The following is a 15,880-nucleotide window of genomic DNA, read 5'->3' as shown; positions in this document are numbered from 1 at the left end:
TGGTAAAAAATCCAAAAATTGCTAACGTGATAAGCCTAAGAACCTGTATTCATAACGTTTTTGCAATGAAAAATGCGATAAATCACCCGCTTTTCAAGGAAAAAACGCAGGTTGATAGTCATTCTATCAATCAAGTTTTCGACGCAAAAAAGCAAGATTTAGCCAGTTTTCATGCAAAACCAAACTTTGATTTTATTTTTCAAAGTGAAAATTAACTGCGTAAGGTTGTGAATACGGGTTCTAAGTTTTGCTAAATATCACGTTCGCTAAATTTAACAATCACCACTCAAACTAGGAGAATTAACATGAGTAACGAGATTGAACAAAAAGTAAAAAATGCTGTTGCTGAGCAACTAAGCTTAAAAGCTGATGAAATCAGCAATGACGCATCATTTATTGATGATTTGGGTGCTGACTCGCTAGATTTGGTAGAGTTAGTGATGTCATTTGAAAATGAATTTGGCTTGACCATTCCTGACGAAGACAGTGCGTCATTAACCACCGTACAAAAAGCAGTTGATTACATCAGCTCAAAAGTAAATTAATATTTTTTAAAACATTAATTTAACAAAAACCCTTAATTTATTTGAATTAAGGGTTTTTTGTGCTTAAATTTTAGGTTTTTAACATTTTTGCCAAATATCGCTAAACAATCTGCCTATTTTGCGGTAAAATACAAGACATTTTATTTAAATTTTGGAGTATTTATGAGTGCATTAGACAACTTATCCCCCACCTACAACCCTGCCGATATTGAAGCAGGTATTTATGAAAACTGGGAACAAAAAGGTTATTTTGCCCCCACTTTGGACAAAGACAAATCCTTTTCTATCGTGCTACCACCGCCCAATGTAACAGGCTCGCTTCATATGGGGCATGGCTTTAACAACGCCATTATGGACGCACTCACTCGCCACCAAAGAATGCTTGGCAAAAATGTCTTGTGGCAAGGGGGTACTGACCACGCAGGCATCGCCACACAAATGGTGGTGGAACGCCAGCTTGGTTTGCAAGGGATTAGCCGACACGATTTGGGTCGTGAAAAATTCTTGGACAAGGTGTGGGAATGGAAAAATGAATCAGGCGGTACAATTACCCGTCAAATTCGCCGTTTGGGGTCAAGCGTGGATTGGAGTCGTGAACGCTTTACGATGGACGATGATTTGTCTGATGTCGTTAAAGAAGTATTCGTCCGTCTGTATGATGAAGGGCTGATTTATCGCAAAAAACGGCTGGTGAATTGGGATTGTAAACTCCACACAGCTTTATCGGATTTGGAAGTAGAAAATCACGATGAACAAGGCAATTTATGGCATTTTAATTATTATTTTACGGATAAAAATTTAACCACAAAAGACGGTAAAAATTATCTCACCGTTGCCACCACTCGCCCAGAAACCTTACTTGGCGATACTGCCGTTGCGGTCAATCCAAACGATGAGCGATATAGCCATTTGATTGGTAAAACGGTTATTTTGCCGATTACAAACCGTGAAGTGCCAATTATCAGCGACGATTATGTGGAAAAAGAATTTGGTACAGGCTGTGTCAAAATTACCCCTGCCCACGATTTTAATGATTATGAAGTGGGGCAACGCCATCATTTACCGCTTATCAATATTTTTGATATCAATGCCAATATTTTAAATGAATTTGAAGTTTTTGAAACAGCAGAACAAAAAACGCCCACTTTAATTAGCACGCCAAATGATTATCAAGGGCTTGACCGCTATATTGCTCGCCAAAAGGTCATTGAACAAGCGACCAATGAAAACTGGCTAGAAAAAATAGAACCGCACGCCCTAAAAACGCCAAAAGGCGATAGAAGTGGCGTGGTGATTGAGCCATTACTCACCGACCAATGGTATGTCAAAATTGACACACTTGCCAAACCTGCGATTAAAGCGGTAGAAAATGGCGATATTCAATTTGTGCCAGAACAATATACCAATATGTATATGGCGTGGATGCGTGATATTAAAGATTGGTGTATTTCTCGCCAATTATGGTGGGGTCATCGCATTCCTGCGTGGTATGACGACAATGGTAATTTTTATGTGGGGCGAGATGAATGTGAAGTTCGCCAAAAATACAATTTGGGCGATATATCTTTACGCCAAGATGATGATGTTTTGGATACTTGGTTTAGCTCCGCTCTTTGGACATTTAGTACGCTTGGTTGGAAAGGCACGGATAAAGATTTTGACAATCAAATTTTGCAAACTTTTCACCCCACAAGTGTATTAGTTACAGGTTTTGATATTATCTTTTTTTGGGTTGCCCGAATGATAATGATGACTTTGCATTTTGTCAAAGACAAAAACGGCAAACCGCAAGTTCCCTTTAAAACCGTCTATGTACACGGGCTTGTGCGAGACGGACAAGGGGCAAAAATGAGCAAATCAAAAGGCAATGTCTTAGACCCCATTGATTTGATTGACGGCATTGATTTGGAAAGTTTGGTTGCCAAACGCACGACAGGCTTAATGAATCCCAAAGACGCTGACAAAATCAAAAAAGCCACACAAAAAGAATTCCCAGACGGTATTAATAGCTATGGCACAGATGCACTAAGATTTACTTTTTGTGCTTTGGCAAATACAGGGCGAGACATTAAATTTGACCTAAAACGCATTGAAGGTTATCGCAATTTTTGTAATAAAATTTATAATGCCACACGCTTTGTTTTGATGAATGTGGACGCTAAACAAATCCACCAAACGGCAAACCCCAATCTTTGGGAATTGCCAGAACAATGGATAATGAGCCGATTACAAAAATGTGAGCAAGCGGTTAAATTGGCCTTTGAAACTTATCGTTTGGATTTGGCAAGCAATGCCATTTATGAGTTTATTTGGAATGAATATTGCGATTGGTATGTGGAACTTGCCAAGCCTGTATTAAATGACCCTGATGTATCCGATGAACGACACGCCCAAGTGCGATTTGTGTTATTGTCGGTATTGGAGACGGCATTAAGGTTGGTTCACCCCATTATGCCATTTATCACAGAAGAGCTTTGGCAAACCATTGCCCCAATGATAAATCGTGCCAAAGAAAATAGCGAAGACAGTATTATGCTTACCCCCTATCCAATCGCTGATGAAAGTTATATAAATGAGACCGCCGAAAATGATATGAATTGGCTACAAAGTTTGATTGGGGCGGTGCGAAATATTCGTGGCGAGATGAATTTGGGCAATAGCGTCAAATTGCCTGTGCTACTACAAAATCTACAAGACGATGAAAAAGCACAAATCCAAAGAATTGAGCCATTATTTAAAGCCCTTGCCAAAGTGCAAAGTGTGGCGTTTTTGGGCGATAATGACAAAGCCCCTTTGTCGTCATCAAGCGTGATTGGGCAGGCGGTGGTGTATGTGCCAATGAAAGGGCTGATTGACCCCAAAGTGGAGCTTAATCGCCTAAATAAAGAGCTGGACAAACTCACCAAGCAATACGAGCAAATCAACAGCAAACTTGCCAATGAAGCCTTTGTCGCCAAAGCCCCTGCCAATGTGGTAGAAGCCGAAAAAGCAAAACTGGCTGAGTTAGAGGGGCAGATTGGGAAGGTGAGGGAGAGTGTGGGGGAGCTACAAGCTCTTTGATATTGCTCTAAAGTTTTAAAATAACCTGGGATTTGGTGTTTTGCTAAATCCTAGTTTTGGAGTTAAATATGAGTGATTTAGAAATTTTATTTAAAAAAATTGATGAGTATCAAATTGATAGCCTAGAAGCTACATTCGGTAAATTAGACGGTTTATTTGTTCATCATTTTGACTGGTTTAAAATAAATATTTTTGACGTATTTTGCGAAAAGATGGATAAAAAATCACTTCAAGATAAGGCTTTGAGATTATTTTTACTAAAAAAGGAAATAGAATTGCCATATATTCTTTCTGATAAGAGAAATGAATATTTTAATAAACCATCGATAGATAATTTAAATAAAGAGCTAAAAATTAAAAATTTTAATGATTTGGTTGATTTTTTTGTTAGTCAAATGAATTTATCGACTATTATTAGAGATGATTTTTTAAATAGAAATCGAGATTATAAATATAATGATATTAAAGATTATTATCCAATGTTGCAAATTTTAAAAATATTCTACCAAGAGAGAATTTCTATAATGAGTAAGACTGATATTTTGAATATGAAAAGCAATAACAGATTGATAGAAATTTATGGAAATATTGGCATAGATATAAAAAATGATTTAAAGAATAATTATGGTTTATTGGCATTTGATAGTAGACATATGAGTATTCGTTGCGATAAAGACAATCAGAATTTGATTGATTGCAGGGTTGTTGAAAAATTCGAGAAATTTTTTTCTGTATTATTTGGAAAAAGATTACTATTAGAATGTTTAAATCATTTATTTAATGTTGAGAAGATAATAAAAAATTTATATTTTAGGATTGATGGAATTTCAGATAATTATTCTCTATCATTGGAGGAGTTTGATTTTGGGGCAAAATTAAAAATGGATATTGATAATTTACCAAAAATATCAAGACTTTATGATTTAGATAACCCAAAAGATAATTTTTGGATTTTTCACGATAATCAAGGGCAACAAATATCATTTGAAGAGTTATATGATGACTTTGAATTATTTAATGATGATGTGGTAACTCAGCTTGTTCATTTAGAATATGAAAAAACTGGTAATGAGTATTTTATTACGCACATTGACCACGAATATATCATTTATAATTTCGATGAATATGAAAATAGGTTATTAGACAATACCCAAAAAGGGTACAAAAAAGTTAAAACATTTAAAGTTGATAATGCAAAAATTCCATTTTTTTATCAATATGAACATCATCAAAATTGTTATGAAAGTGGCAATCAAATAGCAGTAAAAGATTATTTTTTATTTATTGTATTGGATAGCTTTTTTAAACATAAAGAGTTGCTAAAAGAGTACTTTGAAAATGTAAATAAGGAGCAAAAAAAAATGATAACCCAATCCCTGCATTTTAAAATCACAGGACAAGACGCACAGCGTTTTGCTTACTTACAAACCTAAAAACCCAAGGTAACACAAATGCACCTATTTACCACCCACGCCACCACACTTTCCCCACTATCAGAAAAACCCTTTAAGCTAGAAAAAGAAATACAAACTTTATTTGAGAGTAATCTATCTACCATAAGCGGTTTTACTTTGATTAAATCTGAATTTACGATTAAAAACCGCCGTATTGACACTTTGGCATTTGATGATGAAAATAAATCCTTTGTGATTATTGAGTATAAACGAGATAGAAATTATAGCGTGGTAGACCAAGGCGTATCGTATCTAAATTTAATGCTAGAATACAAAGCAGAGTTTATCGTGGAATATAACGAAAGACTTAATAAAAATCTAAAAAGAGACGATGTAGACTGGTCGCAAAGCAAAGTAATTTTTGTTGCCCCAAGTTTTAGCGATGACCAAAAACAATCCACCAATTTTAAAGATTTTGCCATTGAACTTTGGGAATGTAAACGCTTTGGTAGTGGTGTGAATAACAACGATATCGTTTTAATTCACCCCATCACAAAAACCAAATCCGCACCGAGTATTAAAGAAGCCAAACCCAAGCAAATCACAAACGATAGTGTCATTGCCAATATCATCAAAGAAGTCAAAACCTATGACGAAGACTATCATTTAGATGGTAAATCCGATGAGGTCAAAGAGCTGTATCAAGCATTTAAAACCGCCATTTTAAACTTGAGTGATGACATTGACATAAAAGTAACCAAGGTTTATATTGGTTTTAAGACAAAATCTAATGTTTGTTCTGTTTCTATTTTAAAGGACGGTTTAAAACTTTGGATAAATGCCAAAAATGGCACTTTAAAAGATGAAAAGGGTTTATCTCGTGATGTGAGCAATATCGGACATCATGGGCTTGGCGATTATGAATTAAAAATTAAAAACACTGAGTACAAAGAATATATTATGAGCTTAATTAAACAGGTGATTTAAAAAAACTACTCTACTGTACTATATAATAGCCTATATACACAACCTTACGTGATTAAAATTTATTGTAAAATTAATGAATAAAAATTTGCTTTTTATTGCAAAAACGTTATGAATTCAGGTGCTAAAAATGATGATAATGTTAATTTATCGTATCGCTTTGCTCCAAAACTGCCTGTGGCGTCGGGTTAAGGTACAAATAAATTTCGTACGCCAACAACAACAACACCGCCGCCAAAAACGGCAAAATATAATACATCAAGCGAAAGACCAATAATACCGCCAGCATTTGAGCTTTGTCAACTTGGGGCAAGGCGGCAATCATGGTTACTTCAAACACACCAAGCCCACCTGGAACGTGGCTCAAAATCCCCACCGCCATAGATTGAATAAACGCTGAAAAAGTCGCAAAATAACTGATATGCTCAGACGGTGGTAACAACAAATACAGCACCAATGCCACGGTACTTAAATCCAAAATAGAGATGAATATCTGTTGAATCAATACTTTAGCAGGGGGTAAATCAAACCGCCAACCTTTTAACACCACATGACGACCGTTTTTTCCCGCAAAGATGATAGTGCCAATAATCAACGCCAATATGGTTAAACCTAACCCACGAATATAAATCACATTATCAAAAAAGCCGAGTGATTTGTCTAATTCACTTAACAGTTGTAAGGTAATTTCGGGGTGAATGCTAAGCGATAACCCAATCAAGGTAGAAATGCCAAAGGTAAACGCCATTGAAACAAGCCAAACAATATTTGCAATTTGATGATGATTAAGCCCCGACTGGCGATAATGCCGATAGCGAATGCCTGTCGCTGTAACCAAGTTTGCCCCAACGGTATGACTAATCGCATAAGCGGTAAATGACGTCAATGCTACGCTTGGGTAGGGGAGTCTTTTGCCAAGCTGTCGCAACGCAATTACGTCATACCAAGTTAACAGCACATAACCAAATGCTACCACGAGCAGTGCAATGAAAAGGTGCAAGGTGGGAATACCTTGTAAGGCCAATAAAACCTCTTGTAAGTCAACGCTTTGCGTTAATCGATACAATGCACGCATGGCTAAATAAAAAATAAACACCGCTACCCCTGCGAGTATTGCTTGCCATGTGTATTTTAGCCATGTTGTTTTCATACAAACCTATTTAAATAAAATGAAGCAAAAATGATAGTTTACCATTTTTTGTAGGTACTTTTCCAATAAATCAAGCAAGGATTACAACTAAATACCTATTTTTTGCTAAAATTTGCTAAAATAAGCGACTATGTTAGCGGTAAGTTGGAAAATCCGTGAGTAAGTAATTTTGTGATAATGTTTTTAAAGCCAAACATTCACCAATTTTTGGTGGGGCTTTAGTAACTTCTATTTTTTGGATGCATTGATGAAAAAATTAATTGCCATATTAGGATTTATGATTTGCAATATTGTTATTGCAAATGATGGTTTGAAATTTACCTATAAGGAGTCTTTACTAGGATTAGCTAGAACTGCAGAATCTGAGCGAACAGTGACAATACCCACAGTTGAAAATACCGAATTAAATTGTTATATGTTTAATGACGCTGATGAAATAATAATGGAAAGCACGGATAATGCAGCTATCTTGCCAGATGAATACTATATTACTGAAAATCTGTTACAAAACACCAAAAAATTTGTCAAACAGGAACAACCAATATTAACTTATGAGTTATTTTCGGTTATGGTTGGCGAAGACTTGAACTCATATGATGCCACAACACACCCAAAGCGAGTTTTGTCTATTGAACTGATTGAGCCAGTCGAATTTCCAACATCTCTTAATCATTTACCAAGAAGTATTATTGACGATCCCATGATTAGCTTTCCTGTTAAAGTTACCTTAAAAGAAATTGATAATATTGGGGAAACAGTCATCAATCAAGAGATTTTAACCGCTCAATGTGGGTTTTATCGCTAATTATTTGACAATAATTTGCTATAATAACCGCCCTTACTTAACGATTTGGAGTAAGGCATTTACCGATAATTTATCTATTCAAATTATCATTTCTCAAACTTGATACTAAGGAACAATCTATGTGCGGTATCGTCGGTGGCATTCGCAGTAATGCCAATATTGTAGATTTTTTAACAGATGGCTTAAAACGCCTTGAATATCGTGGTTACGATTCATCAGGCATCGCCGTGCATACGACAGATAAAATCGTGCGTGTTCGCCGTGTGGGGCGTGTGCAGAATATGGAGAACGCCAGTCGTGCCAAGGGCTTGACAGGCTCTCTTGGCATTGGGCATACCCGCTGGGCGACACACGGTGGCGTTACCGAGCCAAATGCCCACCCGCACATTTCAGGCGGTTTGATTGCCGTGGTGCATAACGGCATTATTGAAAATTTTGAAAGTGAAAAGGGGCGTTTGCAAAATTTGGGCTATGAATTTGAATCGCAAACTGACACCGAAGTCATCGCCCACAGCGTGAAACACGAATATATCAACAACGGTGGTGATTTATTTGACGCTGTAAAAAAAGCAAGCCAAAACTTTCACGGTGCGTATGCCATTGCCGTCATCGCCCAAGATAACCCAAATGAGATGGTCGTTGCCAGGATGGGTTGTCCACTCTTAGTTGCTTTTGGTGAAGATGAGACTTTTATTGCCTCCGATGTCTCTGCCGTCATTGCCTTTACTCGCAAAATCAGCTACTTAGAAGATGGCGATATTGCCCTATTAAACGCAAATGGTATTGTCAAATTGACCGATAAAACAGGCAGTCTGGTTAATCGCAACATCAAAACTTCCGAGCTGTCATTGGCAAGTTTGGAGCTGGGTGGTTATAACCACTTTATGCAAAAAGAAATTTATGAACAACCCAAAGCAATCGCTGATACTGCCGAAGTGTTTTTGGACGGTGGCTTTGAAGCGATTAATTTTGGCGAAAATGCCGAAAGTGTATTCAAAGAAATTGACAGCATTAAAATTTTGGCGTGTGGCACTTCTTATTATTCTGCCTTGACCGCCAAATATTGGCTAGAAGCCATCGCCAAAATCCCAACCGATGTGGAAATTGCCAGTGAATACCGCTATCGTGAGGTGATTGCCAATCCCAAACAATTATTAATTACCATCAGTCAGTCTGGCGAAACGCTTGACACCATGGAAGCCTTAAAATACGCGCAAAGTTTGGGGCATATCCATAGCTTATCTATCTGTAATGTCATGGAATCTGCCTTGCCACGAGCAAGCGAGCTTGTGCTGTATACCCGTGCAGGGGCGGAGATTGGCGTGGCAAGTACCAAAGCCTTTACCACGCAACTTGTGGTATTGTTTGGTTTGGCGGTAACTTTGGGCAAATTGCGTGGCTTTGTGAATGATGAACAAATCGTCGATTACACAAGTCAATTACGCAATCTACCCAATGATGTTCAGCACGCCCTAAACCTTGAACCGCAAATTGCCTCGTGGGCGACTAAATTTGCGGGTAAACCATCTGCGTTATTTTTAGGCAGAGGTATTCATTATCCGATTGCTTTGGAAGGGGCATTAAAACTAAAAGAAATCACCTATATCCATGCCGAAGCCTATCCAGCAGGTGAGCTTAAGCATGGACCGCTTGCTTTGGTTGATGAAAATATGCCTGTGGTGGTCATCGCTCCTAATGACAGCCTGCTTGATAAGGTCAAAGCCAATATGCAAGAAGTAACCGCTCGGGGTGGAGAGTTATTTGTCTTTACCGATTTGGATACAGAATTTGTTGCCGATGACAATGTGCATTTGATTCGCACACCTCGCCATATCGGGGTATTATCGCCGATTGTGCATACTATTGGCGTACAATTACTATCCTATCATTGTGCCTTGGCAAAGGGGACAGATGTGGATAAGCCGAGAAATTTGGCGAAGTCGGTTACGGTTGAATAAAAGGAAACAATATGCAAATTATTTACATTCACGGGCTAAACAGCAGTCACTTGGCACAAAAGGGGCAATTATTAAAAAACTTTTGCGAAAAAAACTTTCCGCATATCAGCGTGCATTGCCCAAATTTAAATCATTCCCCTGACAAAGTTGTGCAGATTTTGACCGAATTAATCGCCAAAGACCCACAGACAGGCTTGGTCGGCAGTTCGCTCGGTGGCTATTTTGCCACCTTACTTGCCAATCAGACCCACTGCAAAACCGTGCTGATTAACCCAAGCACGAACCCTGCCAACAGTTTGACACGCTTTTATGATGGTGATGTCAATACCCTAGCCGATGATTTTGTGCTGTACACCACGTCAGGCGGTTGGCAAATTACCAAGGCGGATTTGGACTGGTTAAAACACAATCGCCCCAAAGTCGCTAAAGACGCTGATAAATTTTTGGTGTTGTTAAAAACAGGTGATGAAGTACTAGATTATCGTCAAGCCGTTGATTTTTATAGCCAAAATCAACATCAAGCCCATTTGGTAATCGAAGATGGTGGCGAGCATAATATGAGTGATTTTGACAGCAAACTTGAGCAAGTTGTGGCGTTTTTATTTGGGGAAATGTTGGGTTAATTGCTGACTCATACCAAAAAAGGGATTGGCAGTTTACCAATCCTTTTTTCGTTAAAAATTAAGCAGTTGTGATAAAATCCACTTTTTGAAACCCTTTTGGCAACTGTCTGCCACGTCGTCCACGACTGCCTTTAAAGTTGGCAATATCGTTCGGTTTTAGCGTAATGGTGCGTTTGCCTGATGTGATGATAAGATTATCACTGTCCCCAAAAGTCGTCATAGCAACAATCGTTTCATCATTTGTTAAATCCATCAGTTTATTGCCTTTGCCTTTTTTTAACATCGGCAATTCATCAAGCTTGTAAATTAGCAAAAATCCGCTGGAATTGACCACCGCAAACAGCGTGTTATTGTCGCTGATTTTGTGGCTTAAAAGCTCAGCTTTATCGTCAAAATTGATAATGGCTTTGCCTGCTTTTTGGGCGGTGTCAAGCTCGGATAAGGTATTGACAAAACCGTAACCGTGCGTACTTGCCAGTATGATTTTATCAGTATCATTGCCAGTAAAAGCGGTGACAAAACTTGTCCCACTTGGTGGTTTTAACAAACTTGTCAAAGGCTCGCCCTGCCCACGGGCTGACGGTAAGGCGTGGGCGTCCAACCGATAGCTACGCCCTGTGCTGTCCATCAGATACACTTTATCGGACGATTTGCCGTGTGTGTGCGTGAGATACGCATCGCCTGAGCGATAGCCCATGTTGGTTGGGTCAATGTGTCCTTTTGCCGAGCGGATAAAGCCCGCTTTTGAGATGATGACCGTGACAGGCTCAGACGGGGTCAAATCGCTGTCGGTTAAGGCGACGGCTTGGCTACGTGCTACGATTGGCGATTTGCGTTTGTCACCGTGGGCTTTCATATCTGCGGTGAGTTCGTCAACCAATAGCCCTGTTAAAGCATCAGGGTTGTTCAGATAATTTTCAATCATGGCTTTTTGTTTTTCAAGTTCATCACGCTCAGCGTTTAGTTCAATTTCTTCTAATTTGGCTAACTGACGCAAACGTATGTCCAAAATAGCATTTGCCTGAATGTCGCTCAAACCGTAATTTGCCATTAACACTGCCTTGGGGTTGTCTTCTTCACGAATGATTCGGATAACTTCGTCAATGTGCAAATAAGCAATCAAAAGACCTGCGATAATGTGCAAGCGGTCGTTAATTTTAGACAAACGGTAATTTAAACGGCGAATCACCGTCTCACGGCGTACCGATAGCCACTCGGTGAGAATGGTTTTTAAGGGTTTGACGTGTGGTTTGCCATTGGTGCCTATCATGTTGAGATTGACCCGAAAGCTGGTTTCAAGGTCGGTTGTGGCAAACAAATGCCCCATTACCATGTCGGTGTCTACACGGTTTGAGCGAAGTTCTAGCACAATTCGGCATGGATTTTGGTGGTCGGATTCATCATGAATATCAGTTACCCATGGCAATTTTTTGCCAGTCATAAGACTTGCAATCTGCTCAATCACTTTTTTGCCAGAGACTTGATAGGGCAGGGCGTCAATGATAACCAAATTTTTTTCTTTTTCATCAATGTGGTAGGTCGCTCGCATTTTGTAACTGCCACGCCCTGTTGTGTAAATTTGCAGTAAATCATCAGGGCTTGAGATAATCTCAGCAGTCGTTGGCAAATCTGGGGCAGGAATATATTTTAATAACTGCTTATCAGAGAGTTCAGGATTTTTTAATAAAGCGATACAGCCTTTCACCACTTCGGTCAAATTGTGTGGTGGAATATCGGTCGCCATACCCACCGCAATGCCTGTTGTGCCATTTAACAAAATATTGGGTAAACGAGCAGGCAAGGTAACAGGTTCGCTCAATGTGCCATCAAAATTATCCTGCCAATCGGTCGTACCCTGCCCAAGTTCAGCCAAAAGCGTGTTGGCATAATCAGACAATTTGGCTTCGGTGTATCGCATGGCGGCAAAGGATTTTGGGTCGTCTGGCGAACCAAAATTACCCTGACCATCAATCAACGGATAGCGGTAACTAAACGGCTGGCTCATTAATACCATGGCTTCATAGCAGGCACTGTCGCCGTGTGGGTGATATTTGCCAATCACATCACCGATGGTACGAGCCGACTTTTTGGGTTTGGCGGTATTTTTTAGCCCAAGTTCGCTCATGGCATAGACGATACGCCGTTGCACAGGTTTTAAGCCGTCTGCCACATGGGGCAAGGCTCTGTCCATGATGACGTACATGGCGTAATTTAGGTAAGCTTGCTCGGTAAATTCGGCAACAGAGCGAGTTTGTAGGTCGTGAATAGGCTGGGTCATAATTTCTCTAATCTGTCAAACTTTTATCAAAATGCGGTTAAAAATCGTTTGTTACAATCTTTTTTAAAATAAATAGGCTATGATAATTCATAATTCAAAAAAAACAAGTAAAATCCTATTTATCGTAATGATTTGCGACAATGATTGTCGTTTCTTAACGTTTTACCAAAAATTCATTGTTTTTGTATGAAAACCGTTCGCACTGAGCTAAGTTGAAGTGTTGTTTTTTTATGATGTTTGACAAGCTCACCATGAACACAAATACAGAGCCAGTTTTCATGCAAAAGCAAATTTTTGTTTTATATCTTCAAAGTAAAATTCAGTTGGGTAAGGTTGTGAATACAGGTTCTAATATTTCACCAAAAAAAATCTACTATTTAAGCTTGTTACTTTAACAAGTTAAATAGTAGATTTTAGATTTTTTGTTAAATAAATTTTAACTTGGCATTTAGATATTTGCGTTAAAGGTATCGCACTGATTAACATCGCCTGTTTGTAAGCCTTTATTAAACCACGTCATGCGTTGTTGGCTTGTGCCATGTGTAAAGCTGTCTGGCATGGCGACTTGTCGATGATTATGAGCCAAACGGTCATCACCGATTTGCTCAGCGGCATGAATGGCTTCTTCAATATCGCCCTGCTCCAAAAACTGCACTCGCTGTTGGTTGCGGTTCGCCCACACCCCTGCAAAACAGTCCGCCTGTAGCTCTTGGCGTACCGATAGATTGTTGGCTTGAGCTTTGCTAACCTGACGGCTGGCTTCGTTGACTTTTTGGCTGATGCCGAGCAAAGTTTGCACATGATGCCCAACTTCGTGAGCGATAACGTAGGCTTGGGCAAAGTCACCTGCTTTGCCTTGATTTTGGGCATCGCCAGAGCCTTGTTGGTCGCCTGCGATGCCAAGCTGTTGACGCATATCCACAAAAAACGACGTGTCCAAATATACTTTTTTATCCGCAGGGCAATAAAATGGCCCAGTCGCTGATGTCGCCGAACCGCACGCTGACTGTACACGCCCATTAAACAAAATCAATTGTGGCTCTTGATAAGTCATGCCGTTTTCTTTAAAAATCTGATGCCAAACCGCTTCCGTATCAGCTAGCACCACTGACACAAAACGAGCATCTCGGTCGGCAGTTTGTTGGTTAACCGTGGTGGTAGTCTGCTGTCCGCCACCTGTCACTTGTTTGCCCGTCTGCATCGCCGTCATCGGGTCCATGCCAAATACTAGCCATAAAATCAAACCAATAATAATACTGCCAATCCCACCACCGACTGCTTTACCACCGCTCATTCGCACGTTTTTACTGCCCGTTCTGCCTTCCCATTTCATGTCAAAACCTGCCAAAAATTATCAAACACTGTTAAAAACTGCCAGAATAATAATGCCTATTATACCCATAAAACACCAAAATAATTGTAGTAATTTATTAATCATAAAAAATTTGTGCATAAAATTAAAAAGGCGTATGATATATAAGTTTTATTAAACAGCTGACTTGATAAAATAATCTAGTATTTTAAATAATTTTTAAACAATTTTTTGATAAATTTTTAGGTGGATTTTATGAAAAAACTTTTAACTTTAACCACGCTAATCCTTGCGATATCCGCCCAAGCTGGCGTGAGTTTTAACACCACTGACATGGTGTACACCCCACCTGCCAAACTCATAAACTTATGCAAAACCGTCATCAACCACCGCATAAATGACGCCAAACAAGCAGGCGAGCGTGTGGGCGACCTTGACAAAAACCCCAAAACCGCTTGCATGACTGTGGACATTGAGCTTGTCAAAACAGGCGAGGTGTGGCTTGATGACGAATTAAACGCCTATTATCTTCGCCCTGAGACGAAAAAATTTATTGACGATTCTAGCGAATGGACGAGCGAATATTTTAGCGAGCCTGACAATCAAAATAGCCCCTTATCTTATAAATTTTCAAGCGATGCCGAATTAATCAGCGTATCTGACAAAACCGTGCAGATTGTCCGTGAAGATTATTTGTTTGACTTTGGGGCACACGGTATGCCGTCTGTTGAGTTTTATGTCATGGATTTGGCAGATAAAAAACGTCTAAAACTCGATGATGTGCTTATAAATCCTGCCAAAAAATCTGAACTGGAAAATTTATTAAAGCAACAATTCACAAAAGAGTTAAAAATTAAAATGGGGCTGACGGACGATGAAGTGCAAAGCCATTTTGACTTTTGGGAATTTGTCATCACGGATAATTTTTACTTTTCGCCAAAAGGCATGACTTTTGTCTATATTCCTTATGAAATCGCCCCTTATGCGATGGGCTTTACCGCATTAAACATAAGTAAAGCACAATTAAAAGGCTTGATTAAAGATAAATACATCAATCAAAATTTTGACCAATTTGATGATAATCAATGGAGCAAATCAAGCCAAATGCAGTAAGTTTGATTGAAAAATCAAAAAATTTAAACCCATAATTTTTAAGGAGTATTTATGAAAAAACTTTTACTATCCGCCATTTTTGCCACCGCTGTATTTTCTAGCCCTGCCATAGCAAAGGTAGTCCCTGACATTATCCGCACCACTTATGGCGATTTTGACGCAAACGGGTATTTATTATCCGCCAATGAAACGGCTTTAAAAGCAATGAATTTTAAAACCGTTCAGAAAAAAGCCAATAAAGGCGACAAAGATGCTCAATATCATCTTGCCAAAATGTATGAACTTGGCGTTCATACCCAAAAAGATGAGAAAAAAGCGATAGAATGGTACAAAAAATCTGCCGAAAATGGCAATGTCAATGCGATGAATAATTATGCCAATTATTTAAGCGAAGATGACGCCTTAGCATGGTATAAAAAGGCGAGCGAATTAAATCAACCGCACGCCAAAATGGCTTTGGCAATGTATTATATTAACAGCAAAAGCAATATTCAAAAAGGCGTGGATTTGTTATTAGAGCTTGGTGAAAATGGCTTTGCTCCTGCTTATCTTTTATTATCGCAATTGTCTGACGAATTGCCTACGGACATTTATCAAAAACTGTATCCCAATAAAAAAGGCTCAGTCCATCATATCATCAAATCTGCCGAAATGGGAT

12 protein-coding genes are annotated in these 15,880 nt (G+C 39.0%); 9 read left to right on the top strand and 3 right to left on the bottom strand.

The features are described from left to right. Window positions 1–305: 305 nt before the first annotated feature. The 4 genes from acpP to A3G3_RS0104215 all read left to right on the top strand — a co-directional run bounded on the left by acpP (window position 306) and on the right by A3G3_RS0104215 (window position 5,986). A complete protein-coding gene (gene acpP, locus A3G3_RS0104230; RefSeq protein ID WP_019519300.1) occupies window positions 306–545 on the top strand; it encodes an acyl carrier protein in 240 nt (79 codons plus the stop codon). Window positions 546–707: 162 nt separating this feature from the next. After that, on the top strand, window positions 708–3,605 hold the full coding sequence (locus A3G3_RS0104225) for a valine--tRNA ligase (protein ID WP_019519299.1): 2,898 nt from the start codon (window positions 708–710) through the stop codon (window positions 3,603–3,605). A 68-nt stretch (window positions 3,606–3,673) separates the two neighbouring features. Beyond that, window positions 3,674–5,038, top strand: a complete 1,365-nt coding sequence (locus tag A3G3_RS0104220; RefSeq protein ID WP_019519298.1) for a hypothetical protein — start codon at window positions 3,674–3,676, stop codon at window positions 5,036–5,038. Between the two features lie 18 nt (window positions 5,039–5,056). Next, window positions 5,057–5,986, top strand: a complete 930-nt coding sequence (locus A3G3_RS0104215) for an endonuclease NucS domain-containing protein (RefSeq protein WP_019519297.1) — start codon at window positions 5,057–5,059, stop codon at window positions 5,984–5,986. Between the two features lie 139 nt (window positions 5,987–6,125). Here the strand turns inward: A3G3_RS0104215 and A3G3_RS0104210 are convergent, their stop codons facing one another. Continuing rightward, the gene (locus tag A3G3_RS0104210; RefSeq protein WP_019519296.1) at window positions 6,126–7,133 is read right to left on the bottom strand and encodes a lysylphosphatidylglycerol synthase domain-containing protein; all 1,008 of its coding nucleotides are present in this window, start codon (window positions 7,131–7,133) and stop codon (window positions 6,126–6,128) included. Between the two features lie 247 nt (window positions 7,134–7,380). Between A3G3_RS0104210 and A3G3_RS0104205 the strand changes: the two genes are divergently transcribed. The 3 genes from A3G3_RS0104205 (at window position 7,381) to A3G3_RS0104195 (ending at window position 10,519) form a co-directional block, all read left to right on the top strand. Continuing rightward, window positions 7,381–7,938 carry a hypothetical protein gene (locus tag A3G3_RS0104205; protein ID WP_019519295.1) on the top strand — a complete coding sequence of 186 codons (558 nt, stop codon included), beginning with the start codon at window positions 7,381–7,383 and terminating at the stop codon, window positions 7,936–7,938. A gap of 119 nt (window positions 7,939–8,057) precedes the next feature. After that, window positions 8,058–9,896, top strand: coding sequence for a glutamine--fructose-6-phosphate transaminase (isomerizing) (gene glmS, locus A3G3_RS0104200; protein WP_019519294.1), 1,839 nt, complete (start codon window positions 8,058–8,060; stop codon window positions 9,894–9,896). An 11-nt stretch (window positions 9,897–9,907) separates the two neighbouring features. Next, window positions 9,908–10,519 carry a YqiA/YcfP family alpha/beta fold hydrolase gene (locus A3G3_RS0104195; RefSeq protein WP_019519293.1) on the top strand — a complete coding sequence of 204 codons (612 nt, stop codon included), beginning with the start codon at window positions 9,908–9,910 and terminating at the stop codon, window positions 10,517–10,519. A 58-nt stretch (window positions 10,520–10,577) separates the two neighbouring features. Here the strand turns inward: A3G3_RS0104195 and parC are convergent, their stop codons facing one another. Both parC and ypfJ read right to left on the bottom strand, forming a co-directional pair. After that, complete coding sequence (gene parC, locus A3G3_RS0104190; protein WP_019519292.1) at window positions 10,578–12,797, bottom strand: DNA topoisomerase IV subunit A; 2,220 nt, start codon at window positions 12,795–12,797, stop codon at window positions 10,578–10,580. A 448-nt stretch (window positions 12,798–13,245) separates the two neighbouring features. Next, complete coding sequence (gene ypfJ, locus A3G3_RS0104185) at window positions 13,246–14,130, bottom strand: KPN_02809 family neutral zinc metallopeptidase (RefSeq protein ID WP_019519291.1); 885 nt, start codon at window positions 14,128–14,130, stop codon at window positions 13,246–13,248. A gap of 234 nt (window positions 14,131–14,364) precedes the next feature. Here ypfJ and A3G3_RS0104180 point away from each other — a divergent pair, with 234 nt between their 5' ends. Both A3G3_RS0104180 and A3G3_RS13960 read left to right on the top strand, forming a co-directional pair. Continuing rightward, entirely contained in the window at window positions 14,365–15,222 is an 858-nt protein-coding gene (locus tag A3G3_RS0104180) for an RsiV family protein (RefSeq protein WP_019519290.1), read from the top strand. 51 nt (window positions 15,223–15,273) lie between these two features. Continuing rightward, on the top strand, window positions 15,274–15,880 hold a 607-nt coding region (locus A3G3_RS13960), incomplete at its 3' end, for a tetratricopeptide repeat protein (RefSeq protein WP_019519289.1).

It is taken from the genome of Moraxella boevrei DSM 14165 (genome assembly GCF_000379845.1).
GTDB lineage: Bacteria > Pseudomonadota > Gammaproteobacteria > Pseudomonadales > Moraxellaceae > Faucicola > Faucicola boevrei.
The sequence above is the reverse complement of the archived record's forward strand: the minus strand, read 5'-3'. Positions and strand labels throughout refer to the sequence as shown.